This is a genomic window from Promicromonospora thailandica, from assembly GCF_024171955.1.
Taxonomy (GTDB): domain Bacteria; phylum Actinomycetota; class Actinomycetes; order Actinomycetales; family Cellulomonadaceae; genus Promicromonospora; species Promicromonospora thailandica.
Window position 1 is genome coordinate 144,998 of record NZ_JAMTCS010000012.1, and the last position, 18,804, is coordinate 163,801.

Genomic DNA, 18,804 nt, shown 5'->3' on the forward strand with positions numbered 1-18,804 from the left:
GCCGGCCGAGGACGCTGCACCTGAGGTGAGCATGGATTACGAGAGCCCCCTGCTGAGCCGGCGCGGCGCGGTCGCCGCCGCCGGACCCGACGCCGGGGTCGCCTGGCACTACGGCGACCCGACGGCCGAGCAGCGTGCGCTGTCGCGCGGCGGCGCCGTCGTCGACCAGTCGCACCTCGGGATCGTGCGGGTCGCCGGCCCCGACCGGCTGAGCTGGCTGCACTCGATCACGTCGCAGTACCTCGACGACCTGGCGCCGCGCCGGAGCACGGAGCTGTTCGTCCTCTCGCCGCAGGGTCACGTCGAGCACGCGGCCGGCGTGGTCGACGACGGCGAGGCCACCTGGCTGGTCACCGAGCGGGCCTCGGCCCCGGCCCTGGCCGCCTGGCTCGACCGCATGAAGTTCATGCTGCGCGTCGAGATCACGGACGCCACCGACGAGTGGGCCGCGATCGGTGAGCCCGTGGCCGCCGAGGGCGCGGAGGGCGAGCCGGTCACCTGGCACGACGCCTGGCCGAACGTCACCGGCGGCGGCACGCGCTACGGCCCGGCGGAGTCCGAGCACCCGGGCGCCGCCCGCCCGTGGCGCCTCGTGCTCGTACCGCGGGCCGACCTGGAGTCGGAGGTCGCGGCGCGCGAGGCCGCGGGCTGGCCGCTCGTCGGCACCTGGGCCACCGAGGCGCTGCGCGTCGAGGCGTGGCGCCCGCGCCTGGCACGCGAGGTCGACAACCGCACCATCCCGCACGAGCTCGACTGGCTGCGCACCGCCGTGCACATCAACAAGGGCTGCTACCGCGGCCAGGAGACCGTCGCGCGCGTGCACAACCTCGGGCGGCCGCCGCGCCGCCTCGTCATGCTGCACCTCGACGGCTCGCAGCACCTGCTCCCCGAGGAGGGTGCCGAGGTGCGCCTCCCGGCGGCGGGCGGCGGCGCGGGCAAGGTCGTCGGCACCCTCACGTCCGTGGCGCGGCACCACGAGCTGGGCCCCATCGGGCTGGCGGTGCTCAAGCGCAACGTCCCGGAGGACACGGAGCTCGTGGTCGCGGGCGAGGTGTCCGGGCAGCCCCTCGAGGTGACCGCGGCGCAGGAGATCGTGGTGCCGGGCGACGGCATGTCGGTGGACCGCCCGGAGTCCCACGGCCCGCTCACCCCGGGCCTGCGTGGCCCCGCCAGCCTGATCTGACCGCTCCCGGCCGTTCCCCGGGCGGGATGGGAGGATGCCCCCGTGAGCTCATTGCCCGGGGCGGCCGACGAGATGTGGCACAAGGCCAGGCGCACGCTCATGCTGCGTACCCGGCTGCGGCAGGGCTGGACCCGGTCGCGGTCGAGCCTGATCCCCATCGCGCAGGCCTCGGCGGCCGCGGGCGTCGCCTACCTGGTCGCGCGGTACGTGCTCGGGCACGAGCAGCCGTTCTTCGCACCCGTCGCGGCCTGGGTGCTGCTCGGGTTCACCGCGCAGCGGGACGTCCGGCGCGTCTCCGAGATGGCCGTGGGCGTGGCCGTCGGCGTCGCGATGGGCGACCTGATCGTGCACCTGATCGGCTCCGGCTGGTGGCAGCTGAGCCTGGTGCTGTTCATCTCCGCCGTCGCCGCGCGGTTCATCGACCGGGGCGCGCTCCTGGTCACGCAGGCCGGGGTGCAGGCGATCATCGTGGTGGGCCTGCCGTCCGTGTCCGGTGGACCCCTCGGCCGGTGGACGGACGCCCTGACCGGCGGCGCCGTGGCCCTGCTCGTCGTGCTGCTCACGCCCGGCGACACGCGCCGTCGTCCGCGGGCGCTCGCCGAACGCTCGGTGACCGAGCTCGCCGAGACCCTGGAGACGCTCGCCCGCGGCCTGCGCTCGCGCGACCGGGACGACGTCGGTGCCGCCCTCGTGCGGGGCCGGGCCTCCGAGCCGGTGCTCGCCGAGTGGCAGGAGGCCGCCCGCGGCGCGCGCGAGCTCGCGCAGATCTCGGTGGGCCGGGTGTACCGCGCCGAGCTGGCCCGGCTGGAGAGCCAGGCGGTGCTCGTGGACCGCACGATGCGCTCGATCCGCGTGCTGATCCGCCGCGCGGCGCCCGTGATCGAGCGGGGGCACGACGTCGACCCCGTGGCCGAGCTGGTCGAGGGTTTCGCGGCGGGGGTGCACGAGCTGGCGTCCGCCGTCGGCTCCGGTGGCGACGGCGCCCGCAGCCGCGAGGTGCTGTCCGCGGTGGCCGCCCGGATCGACCCCCGGACCGTGGGGGAGGGTGACTGGCAGGTGCAGTCGCTGGTCATGCTGCTGCGGTCGCCGGTGGTGGACACGCTGGAGGCGGCGGGCGCGACCCCGGGCGAGGCCCGGGAGGCCCTCCCGGAGCTCTGACCGCGGGCGGTCGACTGCAGACTTCCTGACGTCGGGCGGTCGACTGCAGAGTTCCTTGCGGGTGCCGGGGTGTCGGCCGAGGCAAAGTCTGCAGTCGACTGCCGCCGACCGCTGCCGAGCGCCGTCGACGTCAGCTGCGCCGCCGCTGGCCGTGGTCGACTGCAGACTTCCTGACGTCGGACGGTCGACTGCAGTGTTCCTTGCGGATGCCGGGCTGTCTGCCGAGGCAAAGTCTGCAGTCGGCGGGCTCGATGTCAGGAAGTCTGCAGTCGGCGGGGGCGTCAGCAGCACGAGACAACGGGCTGTTGTCGTCTAGTAGTTGATCAGATACAGTACCTGTCGTGATGCAACGAGCGAGCGAACCGGCGTCGGCCGGCGGGGCGGACGCCTTCGCCGCCGACCTGCTGCGCGGCCACACCGACACGATCGTGCTCGGCGTGCTGCGTGCGCGGGACCGCTACGGGTTCGAGATCTACAAGGCGATCCGCGACGCGACCGGCGGCGACTACGAGATCAAGGAGGCCACGCTCTACGCGGCCTACCGGCGGCTCGTGAAGGACGGCCTGGTCGAGGCCTACTGGGGCGACGAGTCCCAGGGCGGGCGCCGCAAGTACTACCGCATCACCGACGCGGGCCGGGCCGTCTACCGGCGCAACGTGGACGCGTGGGTGGTCACGCGGAGCACGATCGACTCCCTCCTCGACCTGAAAGGCTCACGATGACGAACATCTCGGTGCACCGGCTGCTCGACGACGCCTTCGCCGGCATCGCGGTCACGCCCGACGTGCAGGACCTCAAGGAGGAGATCCGCGCCAACCTCCTCGACCGGGTGGCCGAGCTGACGGCGGCCGGCGTGGCGCCGGACGACGCCGCCCAGCGGGCCGTCGACGAGCTCGGCGACGTGCGGGCGCTGGTCACGGACGCGACGGCGGACGGCGGGACCCTGGCACCGGCGACGCCGACGGCCGCGGTGTCGAACGCCGCCGCCGCGGCCGCCGGACAGCGTGTACCGGTGCAGCGCCGGTACATGCTGGGGATGATCGCGGCCGTGGTGGTGCTGCTGCTCGCGGTGCTGCCGATCGTGTCGGTGATCGCGCTGCTGGCGGGGGAGGCCGACGCGCTGTACCTCCCTGCGGCGGCAGCGCTCTTCCTGGCCGGTCCGGCGGTCGGCTGGATCGTCGGGGCGTCGCTCGAGCGCGAGACCCCGGCGCGGTACGGCATGCCCCGACGCCGGGCGCTCGCATACGGCGCGGCGACGGCGGTGCTGGTCACCGGGGTCGTCGCCGGGGTGGAGGCCGGCCTGCTGATCGGACGCCCGTTCAGCGCGCTCGCCGTGGGTGTGCCCCTCCTCGTCGCCGGCGGCGCCTGGCTCGCCTACCTGCTCGCCACCCAGACCAACCGCCGCAAGCCGTGGCTGCTCGAGCTCGAGCGGGAGCACGCCCGGGCCGCCGACCGCTTCGAGCGGGAGCCCGAGACGGCCGCCCGGTTCGGCATCTACACGGTCGTCATCTGGGGCGTCACGGCCGCGGCGTTCCTCGCCGTCGGCTCCACGGTGGGCTGGCTCTGGGCCCTGCTCCCGGTGCTGCTCGGCGTCGCGACCTTCATGCTCGTGCTGGCCAGGATGCTGTTCGGCAGGCCGGTCCACGGCGGTGAGCAGCGCGTCCGACCCGTGCCGTAGGCTCGCGCCGTGGGAATCTTGCAGTGGTTCGTCATGGCCGCGCTCGCGCTCGTGGTCTTCGTGGTGCAGGTGGTCGCACTGGTCGACGCCGCGCGCCGGCCGGACAGCGGCTACCGGGCCGAGGGGCGCGTTCCGAAGGCCGGGTGGCTGGCGATCCTGGGGGTCGCGGCGGCCCTCGGCTTCCTCGGGCTCCCGCAGGGCTGGCTCCAGGGCGGGTTCATGTTCGGGTCCTTCCTGAACATCATCGCGGTCGCTCCCGCCATCATCTACTGGGTCAACCTGCGGCCCCGCCTGCAGTCGTACGGCACGCGCAAGAAGCCGCGCGGCCCGCAGGGCGGATGGTGACCGCGGACGCGGCCGCCGCCGGCCGGGCGGTGCGCGGCGGCAGCACGGCGTCGGGCAGCGTGCTCCACGACGCCGCGCCCCTGGCCGAGGTGATCCGCGGCGACCTCGTCGAGTCCGTGCACCTGGGGCACCTCGTGGTGCTCGACCCGGCGGGCCGGCCCGTGCTCCAGGTGGGCAACCCGACCACCCCGATCTGGCCTCGCTCGTCCCTCAAGCCGGTGCAGCTCCTCGCGATGCTGCGGGCGGGCCTCGAGCTGCCGGACCGTCTGCTGGCGCTCGCGTCCGCGAGCCACAACGGCGAACGGTTCCACCTCGAGGGCGTGCTGCAGATCTTGGCGTCGGTGGGGCTGGGTGTCGAGGCGCTGCAGAACACGCCCGACCTGCCGCTGCACCCGCCGGCCGCGCTCGACTGGCACGTGGCGCCGCTCGTGGGCGGCCCGGGCCCGTCGTCGCTCACGCAGAACTGCTCGGGCAAGCACGCCGCGATGCTTGCGACCTGCCTGGTGCAGGGCTGGGACATCGAGACCTACCTGTCGCCCGAGCACCCGCTGCAGCGGGCGGTCCGCGGCGCGGTGCTCGAGATGACGGGCGACGCCGAGGTGGTCATGCACACCACCGTCGACGGCTGCGGCGCGCCCCTGTTCTCCACGACCCTGCTGGGGTTGGCGCGCGCCTTCTCGACGCTGGGCGCCGCGCCGACCGTCGACGTCCGCTCGCACGAGGCGCGCGTCGCCCGGGCGGTCTCCGCGCACCCGGAGATGGTGGGCGGCACGGGCCGCGACGTCACGCTCGCCATGCAGGCCGTGCCCGGGCTGATCGCGAAGGACGGCGCGGAGGGCGTCTACGCCGCCGGTCTGCCCGACGGCTCCGCCCTCGCGTTCAAGGTGCTCGACGGGTCCGCCCGCGCGCGTCCGGCCATCCTGGCCGCGGCGCTGCGCGCGGCCGGTGCGGCCGGCCTGCCGGGCGTGTACCCGGGCGGGCTGGACGGCCTGGGCCGGGTGCCCGTGCTCGGCGGTGGCCGCCCGGTGGGCGAGGTGCGGGCCGTCTTCGCCGACGCGTACGCCGAGGGTCGCCGATGAGGGCCGTGCTGCAGCGGGTCACCCGGGCGTCGGTGGTGGTCGACGGCGAGGTGGTCGGCGCGATCGACAAGCCCGGCATCCTGGCCCTCGTGGGCGTCACGCACGACGACGGGCCCGCCCAGGTCGAGACCATCGCCCGCAAGATCGCCGAGCTGCGCATCCTGCACGACGAGCGGTCGGTGGCCGACGTCGGCGCGCCCGTGCTCGTCGTCAGCCAGTTCACGCTCTACGGCGATGCCCGTAAGGGCCGCCGGCCCACCTGGAACCAGGCGGCTCCCGGGCCGGTCGCCGAACCACTGGTCGACGCCGTCGTCGCCGCGCTGCGCGAGCGCGGCCTGACGGTCGAGACCGGGCGGTTCGGCGCCGACATGCAGGTGGAGCTGACGGGCGACGGTCCGGTGACCATCCTGCTCGAGGCCTGAGGGCCTACCCCCGCAGCGCCAGCACCGCCAGCTCCGTGCGCGAGCGCACCCCGAGTTTGCGGAACACGCGCCCCAGGTGCACCTCGACGGTGCGCACGGACACGTAGAGGCTCGCGGCCACCTGCCGGTTGGTGCGTCCCTGCACCACCAGCCGGGCCACGTCGAGCTCGCGCTCGGTGAGCAGGCCGTCCCACTGCCCGCACAGCTCCTCCTGCCCGACGCCGGGCGACGTCTCGCCCGGGATGTCCGCCGGACCCGGGCCAGTGGGGCGCGCGTCCACCGGGGCCCCCGCCGCGCCGGCGGGACCGGGCCGCACCGGTGCGCTCGCGGGGCCCCGGGGTGCCGGTGCGAGGCCCGGGGCCTTGAGCGCCTGCTCCGCGACGTGCTCCCAGGCCTTCGCGCCCGACTCCTGGAACAGCTCGTGCGCGCCCAGCAGGTGCGCCGCGGCGTCGCCCGGCAGGCCGAGCCGGGCGAAGGCCCGCGCGGCGACCAGCTCGGTGAGGCCCCGTTCGAACGTCGAGCCCACCCGGAGCGAGGCCTCCACCGCGCGCTCGCGAGCCCGGTTGACGCCGGACGCGTCGGCCAGGGCGAGCTCGGCGCGCGCCAGGTCGAGCCGGCGCCGGCGGATCGGCCCGCCCGCGAGCCCCGCGCCCCCGGGCAGGCTGCCGCTCGCGGTCGGCGCCGTCCCCGCGGTGACGACGGGGTGGGCAGCGCCCTGGTCGGGCGCCACGGACGGCAGCACCCGCAGGCGCAGCCGGTCGTGGGAGCGCCGGGCCGCCCGGTCCTGCCCGGCGAGCACGAGCAGCTCCACCGGGTCGGGCGTGGGCAGCCAGAGGCGGCGCAGCTCGTCGCCGCCGCGCTCGGCGGCCAGGCCGAGCAGGGTGGCGGCCTCGACCCAGCGCCCGGCGAAGACGGCGCTCTGGGCGCGGTCGCCGAGCGTCGCCGCCCGGACGACGGGCGAGACCTGACCCGGTACGGAGGCCTCCAGCGCGGCGGTCGCGCGGGTCAGGTGCCCGTCCCGCACCAGGTCCAGGCGGCGGGCCAGCGCGATGCCGAGCCCCCCGAACGCGAGGGCGACCGGCAGCCGCTCGACGGCGTCGTCGAGCACGGACGCGGCTCCGGTGATGTCGCCGAGGCGCAGCGCGAGGTACGACTGCGCGACGCGCAGGTGGGCCTCCGCCAGGGGCGTCATCGCCTCGTCGGGGCCGTCGAACCAGCGGCCGGCCGGGCGGGCGGGGGCCAGCTCGGCCACCTCGGACAGGAGCGCGGCGGCGTCGGCGGGCGCGCCGTCGAGCAGCCGGATCGTGCGGCGGGCCGCGGTGATCGCCGCCCGGTCGGGCCCGCTCGCGTCGTCGGGCAGCACGGCGTCGGGCCGCCCCTCCAGGAGCGCGAGAGCGATGCCCAGGGGGCGGGCGGCGTCGGGCGCGCCGGCGCCGCCCGTCTCACTGTCGGACATCGGGTCGGACGGGTGGGTGGCTCGGCGGAGGTGCGCGACGGCGTCGTGCACGTGCCCTGCCCACAGGGCGGCCCGCCCCGCCACGGCGAAGGCGCGGGCGCGCACGCGGCCGGTGCCGTGGCTCGCGGCCTCGCGGGCCACCTCGTGCGCGCGGTGCACGTCACCGCGGGCGAGGTGCTGCTCGGCCAGCTCGACCAGGCCGTCGGCGAGGAGCGGGTCGCCGGCGAGCGTGCTGAGGGCGGTGTGCCACATGGCGACGAGCGGTTCGTCGGCCTTGCGGTGCACGTCGGCGAGCGCTACGTGCGCCGCGGTGCGGGTGGCGAGGTCGGCGTCCTCGTGGACCACCGAGCGGATGCGCGGATGGTGGAAGCGGAAGCGGCCACCCACCAGGTGCAGGTGCCGGCCGGCCGGCCCGGCCATCAGGGTGTCGATGTCGGTGCCCGACGCGGCGAGCAGGACATCGGTGCGGTCCACCACGGCCACCGCCGCGACGAGCAGCACCCGCCGGGCCTCGTCGTCGAGACCCAGCGGGCCGACCGCCTCGCGGACGGCGCGCGCGGCGGGGAGCGGGTCCGGCATCAGCGCCGTCCCGAGCAGGTGCTCGTCGTCGAGCATCCGTGCCGTCTGGTCCACACATCCAGGTTCGTCACCCACCACCCGGCTGAGCTCGCACGCGACGTGGGGCGCCACGGTGCGGTCACCGAGTGCGAGCGGAAAAGCGACTTGCTGCGGCAGCGCGGTCATCGTCGAGCCTCCCGGATTCGTTCACGGTGCTCGCAAGTATGACCTCCAGACGTTTCACCCGCATCAACCTGAGGGCACGACTTTTGGTGCGATGGGGCGCCTGACGTGCGATCCTGCCCCGCCGCGTCGCGCGAGGTACGTGATACCGCACGAGGTTGTTTCGGTGGTGAAGGTTTCAGTCCGAAACAAGACCGCGCACTTCCCAGGGTTCCACTACGTAGTCCCACCGTGTGGAATCCCCTTATTTCCCGTTAACGCAGGTTTCCTTACTTTTAACGGAAGGTGACCCACCGGCGCCGGAGACCGGTCCGGTGCCGGATCAGAGAGGGAAGACGATGGACTCGACGTACGAACCGCCGTCAGGAATCAGCAGAACGGGCCGACGAATCCTCGCGGGCGTGGCCGCGTTCGCCGTGGCGGCCTCCACCGCCGTGGCCGGCGCCGGCCTGCTCGCCGCCAACGCGGCGGAGGCCGAGACCTCGGCCGGCGTGAGCACCTCCGCCATCAACGGTTTCCGCAGCGTCGGCTACTTCGCCCAGTGGGGCGTGTACGGGCGCGGCTACCAGGTCAAGCAGATCGACACGTCCGGCGTCGCCGACGAGCTGACCCACATCAACTACGCCTTCGCGAACATCCACCACCAGAACCTCGAGTGCTTCGAGGCCAACAAGGCGCAGAGCCCAGGCCCCAACGGCTCGGACGGCGCGGGCGACGCCTGGGCCGACTACGGCATGGGCTACACGGCGGCCAACTCGGTCTCCGGCGCCGCCGACACCTGGGACCAGCCCCTGGCCGGCTCCTTCAACCAGCTCAAGCAGCTCAAGGCCAAGCACCCCGACCTCAAGGTCATGATGTCGATCGGCGGCTGGACCTGGTCCAAGAACTTCTCGCTCGCCGCAGCCACCGACGCCTCGCGCGAGAAGTTCGTGTCGAGCTGCGTGAACATGTTCATCAAGGGCAACCTGCCCGTGATCGACGGCCGCGGGGGCCCCGGCTCGGCGGCCGGCGTCTTCGACGGCTTCGACATCGACTGGGAGTGGCCCGGCTCGCAGAACGGCAACGAGGGCAACCACGTCGACGAGGCGAACGACGCGCGCAACTTCAAGCTCCTGCTCGCCGAGTTCCGCGAGCAGCTCGACGCCGTCGGCCGTGAGACCGGCAAGCACTACGAGCTGTCGGCCTTCCTGCCCGCCAACCCCGCCGACATCGAGGACGGCGGCTGGAACGACCCGGAGATCTTCGAGTCGCTCGACTTCGGCAACGTGCAGGGCTACGACCTGCACGGCGCCTGGGACGCGGCCCTCACGGGCCACCAGGGCAACCTGTACCACGACCCCGCCGACCCGCGGGAGGCCGCGCGGCAGTTCAGCGTGGACCTCGCGGTCCAGGAGTACGTCGACGCCGGGATCGACCCCGCACAGCTCGGGCTCGGCCTCGCGATGTACGGGCGTGGCTGGTCCGGGGCGCCGTCGTCGTCCGCTTGGGGCACCGCGACCGGGGCCGCGCCCGGCCAGTGGGAGGCGGGCATCAACGACTACGACGTCATCAAGAACGTCGGCACCGGGTACTACGACGCGAACCTGGGCGCGGCGTGGCGCCACGACGGGAACACCTGGTGGTCGTACGACAACAACCAGTCGGTCACCAAGAAGGCCGAGTACATCCGGTCGCAGGGCCTCGGCGGGGCCATGTGGTGGGACCTGTCGGGTGACCGGTCCGGTGCGCTGACCGGCGCGCTCTGGAACGTGCTCGGCTCCGGGACGCCGGGCCCGGTGGAGGGCGGCGACCCGACGGACCCGACCGACCCCACGGACCCGACCGACCCGACCGACCCGACCGACCCGACCGACCCGCCGGACGAGCAGTGCGCCTCGGCCGCGTGGAGCGCGACGGCGATCTACGTGGGCGGCAACACCGTCTCGCACGGCGGCCACGAGTGGCGCGCCAAGTGGTGGACGCAGGGCGAGACCCCCGGCACCACGGGTGAGTGGGGCGTCTGGCAGGACCTGGGAGCCTGCTGACCCCCGCACCGCCGAGGTGAACGCCGAGGTAGTCGTCCGGCGAGGACGACTACCTCGGCGTCGTCGTGCAAGGGCGGGCCGGATCGCGACAGAGTAAGGGCGTGGACCTCAGCCCCGGCGCCGCCTCGCACGACGAGGAGTGGTTCAGCGCGCTCTTCGACGCGCACTCGCGCGCCCTCTACGCCTACTTCGTGCGGCGGCTGCCCGACGGCGGCCGCGCCTCCGACGCCGAGGACCTCGCCGCCGAGGTGCTCGCCACCGCGTGGCGCCGCAGGGACGACGTCCCGGACGGCGCCGAGCTGCCCTGGCTGTACCGCACCGCCGGGTACGTGCTCGCCAACCACCGGCGCAAGATGCGGGCGCTGCCGGTGGCCGTCGTCCCGGACGAGCCGGACGACGTCGACCCCGCGCTGCTCGCCACCACGGACGACGCCGTCCGCAGCGTGCTCGCCCGCCTGTCCGCGCGCGACCGGCGCATCCTGCTGCTGGTCGCCTGGGACGGGCTGTCGGGCGACGACCTCGCCGAGGTGCTCGGCGTCTCCCGCGGCGGGGCCGACGCCGCGCTGTCCCGGGCGCGCGCCCGGCTGCGCGACGCCTGGGACGCCCACGAGCAAGCGGTGGACGCATGAGCACATGTACGGGGTGGGGCAGCGGGAGCGGGACCAGCACGGAGGGACGGCGATGAACGAGCACGAGCGGCCGGGGGACCCGGCGTTCGACCGCCTGGCGGCGGCGGACCCGGCGCGGCAGGCGCCGGAACCGGTCGAGGGCGTCCTCCGGGCCAAGGTGGACGCGCTGATCGCGCGGGCGGAGGACCGCCCGGAGCCGGCACCGCGCACGACGCCGGGCCCCGCGGACCGTCCGGCACGGGACGAGCTGGCCGTGCGGCGGCACCGGCGTCGTTCGTCGTGGCTCGTCGCCGCGGCCGTGGCGGGCGTGGTCGTCGTGGGCGGCGGCGGGTACCTGGCCGGCGAGGCGGGCCTGGGCCCGTCCGCCGCGGACTCGGGTGCGGCGCCCGCGTCCGAGAGCGTCGGCGACACGGGCAGCGAGGACACGGCCGACCAGCCGTCCGTGCTCGGCGCGCCCGAGAGCGACGTGGGGCCGCGCGGCGCGGCCGGCGACCTGCCGGAGCCGACCGGCGTCGTGTTCCACGCGGGCGTCGGGCTGTCGGACACGCCGGGCACGGGCGAGGTGCGCGTCGACGGCACGTCCGAGAGCCTCGGCAGCTACCCGGTGATCAGCGAGGTCGCGGCAGTCGAACGCCTGGGCGACCCGCGGTTCGCCGGGTCGGTGCTGGGCCCGCGGCCCGACGACGGGGCGTCGTCCGGCGGCGCGCCCGTGCCGGGCGGGGCGATCGCGTGGCCGGTGCAGGACGTGACAGTCGTCTCGGCGACCCGCACCGAGGCGCGCCACACCCTGCCCGACGGCACCGTGCTGGTGGTGCCCGCGTACCGCCTCGCCGACGCCGAGGGCAGCGCCTGGACCGTGATCGCCGTGGACGAGGAGCTGCTCGACTTCGCGCCGTGAGCGACCGTGACGCGACCGCCCTGCGGGCGTCGTAGGGTCGGGCGAGCAGGGACTCATCGAGGTCACATCGCGATTCAAGGAGCTCACCATGCCAGCACGTACCGCTCGTACCGCCTGGAACGGCACCTTCAAGGAGGGGTCGGGCCAGGTCGAGCTGTCGTCGTCGGGCGTCGGCACGTACGACGTGTCCTTCCCGGCGCGGGCCGCCGAGGAGGCGAACGGCGTCACCAGCCCGGAGGAGCTGCTCGCCGCGTCGCACTCGTCGTGCTTCACGATGGCGTTCACCAACGAGCTGGGCACCGCGGGCGCCACGCCCGAGCAGATCGAGGTCACCGCCGAGGTGACCCTCGGCCCGGACCCGGCCGGTGGCCTCTACATCAGCAAGAGCGCGCTGACGGTGCGCGGCTACGCGTCCGGCATCGACGAGGCGGGCTTCAAGGCCGCCGCCGAGGCCGCCAAGGTCGGCTGCCCCATCTCGAAGGCGCTGACGGGCGTGGGACAGATCACGCTGGACGTCACCTTCGAGGGCTGACCCCGCCGAAGTAGAACCGCAGCGAAGTAGAACCACAGCGAAGTAGAACCACAGCGAAGTAGAACCACAGCACCTGCCCAGGTTCTATCTCGCTGCGGTTCTACTTCGCTGCAGTTCTACTTCGGCAGGACCGGGGAGTGGGATCTGACGCGATCTGCGGGCCCGTGGTGCGAGAATCGCGGAGTGCCATCGCAGACCCACGACGACGCCCGACCCCTGAACGGCATGAACGACAAGGGCCACACCGCTGACGCGGCGGAGGCGGCCCGCGCCGCCCGCGAGCAGGCGGAGGCCCGCGCGGCCCAGGAGGCCGAACGCCGCCGGGCCGAGAGCGAGGAGCGGCGCAAGGCCGCGCTGCGGGAGGCCGACAGCGCCGCCGCGGCCGCGCGCGACGCCGTCGCCGACGCGCTGCGCACGGTGGTGCACGGCGCGGTCGACACGACCACCCGCCGGCGCGCCGAGTACTCCACGGACGCGTCCAACTACCGCGTGGTCCCCGAGGCTGTCGTCTTCCCGGAGAGCACCGACGACGTCGTCGCGGCCCTCGGCGTGCTGCGCGAACTCGGCGTGCCGGTCACGGCCCGGGGCGCGGGGACGTCGGTGGCGGGCAACTCCGTGGGGCCCGGTGTCGTGCTCGACCTGGGCCGGCACCTGAACCGCGTGCTGGACGTCGACCCGGAGCGAGGCACGGCCCGCGTCCAGCCGGGCACGGTCATGTCCACCCTCCAGGTCGCGGCGAAGCCGCACGGCCTGCGCTTCGGACCCGACCCGAGCACGCAGAACCGCGCGACCCTCGGCGGCATGATCGGCAACAACGCGTGCGGCCCGCACGCGGTCGCCTACGGACGGACGGCGGACAACGTGGTGTCGCTCGACGTGGTCGACGGCACCGGACGGCGGTTCACCGCGGCCTCGGGCGACCCGGACTTCGCGGCCGTGCCTGGCCTCAAGGAGCTGGTCCGGGAGAACCTCGCGCTGATCCGCACGGAGTTCGGGCGGTTCGGGCGCCAGGTCTCGGGCTACTCGCTGGAGCACCTGCTGCCCGAGAACGGGTCCCACCTCGCCCGCGCCCTGGTGGGCACCGAGGGCACGCTCGTCACCGTCCTGGAGGCGGAGCTCGACCTGGTCGAGACGCCCGGCGCGCCCACGCTCGTCGTGCTCGGCTACCCCGACATGGCCACGGCCGCGGACGACGTCCCCCGCCTGCTGGACCACAAGCCGCTCGCGATCGAGGGGCTCGACGCGCGGCTCGTCGACGTCGTGCGGCGGGCCAAGGGGGCGACCTCGGTGCCGCCGCTGCCCGGCGCGGACGACCCGGGCGTCACCGGCTGGCTCATGATCGAGGTGGGCGGCTCGTCGCAGGCCGAGGCCCTGGGCCGCGCGGACGCGATCGTCGCCGCGGCCACCGCGCTCGACTCGATGGTGCTGCCCGCCGGTCCCGACGCCACCAAGATGTGGCAGATCCGGGCCGACGGCGCGGGCCTCGCCGGCCGCACGCCCGCGGGCGAGCAGGCGTGGCCCGGCTGGGAGGACTCGGCGGTGCCGCCCGAGAAGCTGGGCCCGTACCTGCGCGACCTCCAGGCCCTCATGGACCGGTACGGCGTGGACGGCCTGCCCTACGGGCACTTCGGCGACGGCTGCGTGCACCTGCGGATCGACATCCCGCTGGAGGCGTCGGGCTCGGTGCTGCGCACCTTCATGATCGAGGCGGCCGAGCTCGTGGCGAGCTACGGCGGGTCGCTGTCCGGCGAGCACGGCGACGGGCGCGCCCGCTCGGAGCTGCTGCCGCTGATCTACTCGCCCGAGGCCATCGCGCTGATGGAGCGGTTCAAGGCCCTGTTCGACCCGAAGGACCTGCTCAACCCGGGCGTCGTCGTGCGGCCGAACGCCGTGGACGCGGACCTGCGCCGGCCCGCCGCGGCCCCCGTGCGCACGAAGCTGCCCCTGGTGGGCAAGGGCACCGGGCACGGTGTGCGGCGCAAGGCCGGGTACGAGGGCTTCTCCTTCGCGCACGACCACAACGACCTCACCACGGCGGTGCACCGCTGCGTGGGCGTGGGCAAGTGCCGGGCCGACACGTCGGCGTCGGGCGGCTTCATGTGCCCGAGCTACCAGGCCACCAAGGACGAGAAGGATGTGACGCGCGGGCGCGCCCGCGTGCTGCAGGAGGCGGTCAACGGCACCCTCGTCGGCGGGCTGTCCGCGCCCGAGGTGCGCGAGTCGCTCGACCTGTGCCTGTCGTGCAAGGCGTGCTCCAGCGACTGCCCGGCCGGCGTGGACATGGCGCAGTACAAGTCGGAGGTGCTGTACCGCACCTACCGCGGCAAGCTGCGGCCCGTCGACCACTACGCCCTGGGCTGGCTGCCGCGCTGGGCGCGCCTCGCCGGCGCCGTCCCCGAGCTGGTCAACGGCCTGCTGGGCGTGAAGTGGATCGGCAAGGCCGTGCTGTGGGCCGGGGGCATGGACACGCGGCGCTCGATGCCGCGGTTCGCCGAGGTGCCGTTCCGGCAGTGGTGGGCGCGCGGCGGCGCGACGCACGGCGTGCCCGGCCTGCCCGTCACGACCGAGGAGGGGCTGGGCGTCCCCGGGCGCGAGGGCGCGACCGCCGCGCGGCTCGCGACCAAGCCCAAGGTGGTCCTGTGGACGGACTCGTTCAGCGACGCCCTGTCGCCGACCGTGCCGCAGGCCGCGCTCAAGGTGCTGAGCTCGGCCGGGTTCGACGTGATCGTGCCCGACGAGCAGGCGTGCTGCGGCCTCACCTGGATCTCGACCGGGCAGCTCGACGGCGCGCGGCGGCGGCTCCTCAAGCTCCTGGAGGTGCTCGGCCCGTACGCGGTGAACGGCATCCCGATCATGGGGCTGGAGCCGTCCTGCACCGCGGTGCTGCGCTCGGACCTGCTCGACCTGTTCCCGGACGACCCGCGGGCGCAGGCCGTGGCGCGCATGACGCGGACGGCGGCGGAGCTGCTCACCTCGGACGACGTGCCCGCCGACTGGGAGATGCCCTCGCTCGCCGACGTGTCGGCGGTGGTGCAGCCGCACTGCCACCAGCACTCGGTGATGGGCTACGAGGCCGACCAGGCGCTGCTCGAGAAGGGCGGCGCGCAGATCGAGGTGCTGGCGGGCTGCTGCGGTCTGGCGGGCAACTTCGGCATGCAGAAGGGGCACTACGAGACGTCGGTGGCGGTGGCGGAGAACGCCCTGCTGCCCGCGCTCCGCGCGGCCGGGCCGGGCACCACCTACCTGGCCGACGGCTTCTCGTGCCGCACCCAGGCGCTCGACCTGATGGGCGTGGAGGGCACGTCGCTGCTGGAGGTCATCGCGGACCGGCTGTAGCCCCCGACCTGCGGCGGAGGACTGTCGTCCGGCAGGGGGAGGCGGTTCCGCCGGCCGGGTGATCCGCTCGCCCGGCGTGCCGAGCAGGATGGGAGCACAGCCGAGACGAAGGAGACTCCCATGCAACGCACGCGCACGACGCGCCGGGCGACGATCGCCCTGGGGACGACGCTGGCGCTGGCGGCCCCGCTGACGCTGGCCGGCACCGCCCAGGCGGCGGACGTCGCCGACCCGGCGGCCGTCACCGCCCCGGACGCGACCCTGTCCGCGACGGTGGCCGACGCCGCCCGCACGGCCCAGCGCGACCTCGCCCAGGCCCGGACCCTGGCGCAGGGGCCGGGCCGTCCGGGTCATCCCGGCAGGCCGGGCGGTCCCGAGCTCGACGCGGCCCTCGAGGACCTGGTGGCGGACGGAGCGATCGCGGTGACGGCGCGCGTGGAGACGGCGTCCGGCACGTGGAGCGGCGCCGCCGGGACCCGGGAGCGCGAGGGGCGCGCGCCGGCGCGCACGCACGACCGGTTCCGGGTGGCGAGCAACACCAAGCCGATGGTGGCCACGCTCGTCATGCAGGAGGTCGAGAAGGGCACCTGGACGCTCGACACCCCGGTCGACGACGTGCTGCCGGGGGTCATGCCCGAGGGGGTGACCATCGAGCAGCTGCTGAGCCACCGCTCGGGCGCCCCGACCGCCACGGACTGGATCCTCGCCTCGCGGGTCACCGACCCGAGCTCGTTCGACGAGGTGTTCGCAGTGATGGGCCAGGAGGTCACCGACGCCGACCACGTCGAGGCGCTGCAGTCGGCGCCGTGGACGAACGAGCCGGGCGCGGGCTTCTCCTACTCCAACGCGGGCTACGTGGTGCTCGGCATGATGCTGGAGGAGGTCACCGGACGCAGCGTCGAGAGCCTGCTGCGGCACCGCGTGTTCGGCCCGGCGGGCATGCGGCAGAGCGCCTACCCGGACGACCCGGGGGCGTGGGGGCCGTTCCTGCACGAGGCGGCGTACACGGGACCCGAGGGCGCCGGCTGGTACGACCTGGACCACTGGGACCCGAGCCTGTTCGCCTCCGCCGGAGCCGTCACCAGCACCACGGAGGACCTCGCGGACTTCAACCAGGCGCTCCTGACCGGACGCCTCGTGGCGGCGGAGACGGTCGCGGACATGGTCGAGCCGCGCACGGTGGACCAGGAGCTGTTCCCGGACTACGGCCTGGGCGTCTACCGCGTGCCGGACCCCTGCCTGCCCGGGGAGTGGCTCTACGGGCACGACGGCGCCTCGTACGGCACGCAGTCGATCAACCTGGCCTCGCCCGACGGCGAGCGGCAGCTCACCATCGGCATCACGGGCCGCGACCTGGCCTACCCGTACTACACCGACGAGCCGCTCTACGACCCGACGAACCTGATGGTGCTCCTCATGCAGGAGACCTGCTGACGGGCCACCTCACTCCAGCCACTCGGTCTCGAACCGGTCGTTCGCGTGGATGTGGACGGCCTCGTAGAGGTCCGCGCCGAGGGTGCGGAACTTGTGGGGCACCATCGCCTCGACCACGAGGATCTGCCCGCCGACGGCCTCGAGCTCCTCACCCGCGACGCCGCCACAACTTCGTTCGTGCCACGCCGAACGTAGGGTTCGTCGGCGCATGCCCCGCCATGAGCCGACGAACCCTACGTTCGGCGGCCGGCGGCGGGGGTGGGTGGTGGGTGGCGGGCAGAATGTGCGCATGGAGTTTCAGGAGGTCGTGCGCAGGCGGCGGATGCACCGGCGGTTCACGGGCGAGCCCGTACCGGCGGAGGCCGTCGACCGGATCACCCGCAACGCCGTGCGGGCGCCCAGCGCCGGGTTCAGCCAGGGCTGGGCGTTCGTCGTGCTGGAGGACGCCGCGGACCGGGACCGGTTCTGGGCGGCGTCCACGCCGGACACCTCGCAGCGCGACATGGCGGCGTGGCTCGACGGGATGCGGACGGCACCGGTGCTCGTGCTGGCGCTGGCGTCCAAGGCGGCCTACCTGCGGCGGTACGCCGAGAAGGACAAGGGCTGGGAGGACCTCGACGAGGCCCGCTGGCCGGTCCCGTTCTGGCACGTCGACGTCGGCATGGCGTCGCTGCTCATGCTGCAGACCGCCGTCGACGAGGGCCTGGGGGCGTGCTTCTTCGGTGTGGCCCCGCCGCAGGTGCCGGCCGTGCGGGCCGAGCTCGGCATCCCGGACGAGTTCGAGATCACGGGCGTCGTCGCCGTCGGGCACCCGGCGGAGGGCGGCGCGAAGGGCTCGCCCACCCGCCGCCGGCGCAAGCCCCTCGAGGAGGTCGTGCGCCGCGGCGGGTGGTGAGCCCTCACACCGCGTCGAGGCGGGCGCGCACGTCGTCGTCCAGCACGAGGTCGAGAGCGCCCAGCGCCTCGTCGAGCTGCGCCACGCTGCTCGCCCCGAACACGGGCACCACGGGGTGCTCGCCGCCCAGGAGCCACGCCAGCGCGACCTGGTTCGGCGTGGCACCCAGCTCGGCCGCCACCGCGCGCAGCGCCGCGACCCGGGCGCGCGACCCGGCGTGGTCCGCGCCGTCGTAGAACGGCTTGTCGTCCCGGACGAACACCCCCTGGTGCAGCGGCGAGTAGGCCAGCACGGTGAGGCCGGGACGCCCGTCCGTGCCGGTCGAGGCCGCGTAGTCGAGCAGCTCCGGCGTGGCCCAGCTGGTGCGGACCGGCTGCGGGCGCGGGTAGACGTAGCTGTGGCACTGCTGCACCGCGCCGTAGGGGGCGACGCCCAGCCGGGCCGCCGTCTCCCGCGCCTCCACGAGCCGCCACAGGGCCACGTTGGAGATGCCCGGGATGCCCACCAGGCCCTCGTCGACGAGCTTGCCGAACGCGCCGACCGTCTCCTCGAGCGGCGTCTCGCGGTCGTCGACGTGCCCGTAGAGCACGTCGACGTGGTCGGTGCCCAGGTGGCGCAGGCTCTCGCGCGCCTCGGCGTCCACGGTCGACGCCGCGAGGCCCTGGTAGTTGGTGGGTGGGGTGGTCGACAGCGGCAGGTCCGGGTCCTTCTTCGCCGCGCCGAGCTTGGTCGCGATCCGCAGCTCGTCGCGGTTGCCCCGCGCGGCGAGCCAGCGGCCGATGACGTCCTCCGAGTCGCGGCCGTAGCCTCCGACCCAGGCGTTGTAGTTGTTCGCCGTGTCGAGGAACGTGCCCCCGGCCTCGACGAAGCGGTCGAGGATCGCGAACGACGTCTCCTCGTCGGTGCGGGTCCCCATGTACATGGTGCCGAGGCACAGGGCGGACACCTCGAACGACGTGTGCCCGTTGTCCAGCGTGCGGTACTGCATGGTCAC

The 18,804-nt window shown here is 74.5% G+C and carries 17 protein-coding genes; 14 read left to right on the forward strand and 3 right to left on the reverse strand.

Annotated elements, in window-relative coordinates; translation table 11 throughout:
* The first annotated feature begins 31 nt into the window (after positions 1-31).
* The 7 genes from ygfZ (at position 32) to dtd (ending at position 5,865) form a co-directional block, all read left to right on the forward strand.
* The gene (gene ygfZ, locus APR03_RS19145; RefSeq protein WP_253838224.1) at positions 32-1,183 is read left to right on the forward strand and encodes a CAF17-like 4Fe-4S cluster assembly/insertion protein YgfZ; all 1,152 of its coding nucleotides are present in this window, start codon (positions 32-34) and stop codon (positions 1,181-1,183) included.
* 42 nt (positions 1,184-1,225) lie between these two features.
* The gene (locus tag APR03_RS19150; RefSeq protein WP_308216522.1) at positions 1,226-2,341 is read left to right on the forward strand and encodes an FUSC family protein; all 1,116 of its coding nucleotides are present in this window, start codon (positions 1,226-1,228) and stop codon (positions 2,339-2,341) included.
* Between the two features lie 344 nt (positions 2,342-2,685).
* Positions 2,686-3,063 carry a PadR family transcriptional regulator gene (locus tag APR03_RS19155; protein ID WP_253838387.1) on the forward strand — a complete coding sequence of 126 codons (378 nt, stop codon included), beginning with the start codon at positions 2,686-2,688 and terminating at the stop codon, positions 3,061-3,063.
* A complete protein-coding gene (locus APR03_RS19160; RefSeq protein WP_253838225.1) occupies positions 3,060-4,019 on the forward strand; it encodes a permease prefix domain 1-containing protein in 960 nt (319 codons plus the stop codon). The genes APR03_RS19155 and APR03_RS19160 overlap by 4 nt, the downstream gene beginning before the upstream one ends.
* Before the next feature lie 9 nt (positions 4,020-4,028).
* Positions 4,029-4,364: a DUF2516 family protein gene (locus APR03_RS19165; protein ID WP_253838226.1), complete on the forward strand. Its 336-nt coding sequence runs from the start codon at positions 4,029-4,031 to the stop codon at positions 4,362-4,364.
* On the forward strand, positions 4,358-5,443 hold the full coding sequence (locus tag APR03_RS19170; RefSeq protein WP_253838227.1) for an asparaginase: 1,086 nt from the start codon (positions 4,358-4,360) through the stop codon (positions 5,441-5,443). Before APR03_RS19165 ends, APR03_RS19170 begins: the two co-directional genes overlap by 7 nt.
* Complete coding sequence (gene dtd, locus APR03_RS19175; RefSeq protein WP_253838228.1) at positions 5,440-5,865, forward strand: D-aminoacyl-tRNA deacylase; 426 nt, start codon at positions 5,440-5,442, stop codon at positions 5,863-5,865. The genes APR03_RS19170 and dtd overlap by 4 nt, the downstream gene beginning before the upstream one ends.
* A 4-nt stretch (positions 5,866-5,869) precedes the next feature.
* On the opposite strand, the gene APR03_RS25330 is transcribed toward dtd, so the two are convergent.
* On the reverse strand, positions 5,870-7,954 hold the full coding sequence (locus APR03_RS25330) for a helix-turn-helix transcriptional regulator (protein WP_253838229.1): 2,085 nt from the start codon (positions 7,952-7,954) through the stop codon (positions 5,870-5,872).
* A 509-nt stretch (positions 7,955-8,463) separates the two neighbouring features.
* Between APR03_RS25330 and APR03_RS19185 the strand changes: the two genes are divergently transcribed.
* The 6 genes from APR03_RS19185 to APR03_RS19210 all read left to right on the forward strand — a co-directional run bounded on the left by APR03_RS19185 (position 8,464) and on the right by APR03_RS19210 (position 16,915).
* Positions 8,464-10,086 (forward strand): glycosyl hydrolase family 18 protein, encoded by a 1,623-nt coding sequence (locus APR03_RS19185; protein WP_253838230.1) that lies wholly within the window; start codon positions 8,464-8,466, stop codon positions 10,084-10,086.
* Between the two features lie 101 nt (positions 10,087-10,187).
* The gene (locus APR03_RS19190) at positions 10,188-10,715 is read left to right on the forward strand and encodes an RNA polymerase sigma factor (RefSeq protein ID WP_253838231.1); all 528 of its coding nucleotides are present in this window, start codon (positions 10,188-10,190) and stop codon (positions 10,713-10,715) included.
* A gap of 52 nt (positions 10,716-10,767) precedes the next feature.
* The gene (locus tag APR03_RS19195) at positions 10,768-11,613 is read left to right on the forward strand and encodes a hypothetical protein (protein WP_253838233.1); all 846 of its coding nucleotides are present in this window, start codon (positions 10,768-10,770) and stop codon (positions 11,611-11,613) included.
* A gap of 88 nt (positions 11,614-11,701) precedes the next feature.
* Positions 11,702-12,145: an OsmC family peroxiredoxin gene (locus tag APR03_RS19200; protein ID WP_253838234.1), complete on the forward strand. Its 444-nt coding sequence runs from the start codon at positions 11,702-11,704 to the stop codon at positions 12,143-12,145.
* Between the two features lie 225 nt (positions 12,146-12,370).
* Complete coding sequence (locus tag APR03_RS19205) at positions 12,371-15,481, forward strand: FAD-binding and (Fe-S)-binding domain-containing protein (RefSeq protein WP_253838395.1); 3,111 nt, start codon at positions 12,371-12,373, stop codon at positions 15,479-15,481.
* Positions 15,482-15,601: 120 nt separating this feature from the next.
* Positions 15,602-16,915: a serine hydrolase domain-containing protein gene (locus APR03_RS19210; RefSeq protein ID WP_253838235.1), complete on the forward strand. Its 1,314-nt coding sequence runs from the start codon at positions 15,602-15,604 to the stop codon at positions 16,913-16,915.
* Between the two features lie 9 nt (positions 16,916-16,924).
* Here the strand turns inward: APR03_RS19210 and APR03_RS19215 are convergent, their stop codons facing one another.
* On the reverse strand, positions 16,925-17,125 hold the full coding sequence (locus tag APR03_RS19215) for a hypothetical protein (protein WP_253838236.1): 201 nt from the start codon (positions 17,123-17,125) through the stop codon (positions 16,925-16,927).
* Between the two features lie 79 nt (positions 17,126-17,204).
* On the opposite strand from APR03_RS19215, the gene APR03_RS19220 reads away from it, so the two are divergent.
* Positions 17,205-17,810, forward strand: a complete 606-nt coding sequence (locus APR03_RS19220; RefSeq protein ID WP_253838237.1) for a nitroreductase family protein — start codon at positions 17,205-17,207, stop codon at positions 17,808-17,810.
* A gap of 4 nt (positions 17,811-17,814) precedes the next feature.
* Here APR03_RS19220 and APR03_RS19225 read toward each other — a convergent pair whose 3' ends face one another.
* Entirely contained in the window at positions 17,815-18,798 is a 984-nt protein-coding gene (locus APR03_RS19225; RefSeq protein WP_253838238.1) for an aldo/keto reductase, read from the reverse strand.
* Between the last annotated feature and the right edge of the window lie 6 nt (positions 18,799-18,804).

What these genes read in the sequence shown, in the direction of transcription:
- APR03_RS19170 (WP_253838227.1), top strand. Translation starts at nt 4,358, where the DNA reads ATGGTGACCGCGGACGCGGCCGCCGCCGGCCGGGCGGTGCGCGGCGGC.
- APR03_RS19155 (WP_253838387.1), top strand. Translation starts at nt 2,686, where the DNA reads ATGCAACGAGCGAGCGAACCGGCGTCGGCCGGCGGGGCGGACGCCTTC.
- APR03_RS19160 (WP_253838225.1), top strand. Translation starts at nt 3,060, where the DNA reads ATGACGAACATCTCGGTGCACCGGCTGCTCGACGACGCCTTCGCCGGC.
- APR03_RS19195 (WP_253838233.1), top strand. Translation starts at nt 10,768, where the DNA reads ATGAACGAGCACGAGCGGCCGGGGGACCCGGCGTTCGACCGCCTGGCG.
- ygfZ (WP_253838224.1), top strand. Translation starts at nt 32, where the DNA reads ATGGATTACGAGAGCCCCCTGCTGAGCCGGCGCGGCGCGGTCGCCGCC.
- APR03_RS19215 (WP_253838236.1), bottom strand. Translation starts at nt 17,125, where the DNA reads ATGCGCCGACGAACCCTACGTTCGGCGTGGCACGAACGAAGTTGTGGC.
- APR03_RS19205 (WP_253838395.1), top strand. Translation starts at nt 12,371, where the DNA reads ATGAACGACAAGGGCCACACCGCTGACGCGGCGGAGGCGGCCCGCGCC.
- APR03_RS19200 (WP_253838234.1), top strand. Translation starts at nt 11,702, where the DNA reads ATGCCAGCACGTACCGCTCGTACCGCCTGGAACGGCACCTTCAAGGAG.
- APR03_RS19220 (WP_253838237.1), top strand. Translation starts at nt 17,205, where the DNA reads ATGGAGTTTCAGGAGGTCGTGCGCAGGCGGCGGATGCACCGGCGGTTC.
- APR03_RS19210 (WP_253838235.1), top strand. Translation starts at nt 15,602, where the DNA reads ATGCAACGCACGCGCACGACGCGCCGGGCGACGATCGCCCTGGGGACG.
- APR03_RS19225 (WP_253838238.1), bottom strand. Translation starts at nt 18,798, where the DNA reads ATGCAGTACCGCACGCTGGACAACGGGCACACGTCGTTCGAGGTGTCC.
- dtd (WP_253838228.1), top strand. Translation starts at nt 5,440, where the DNA reads ATGAGGGCCGTGCTGCAGCGGGTCACCCGGGCGTCGGTGGTGGTCGAC.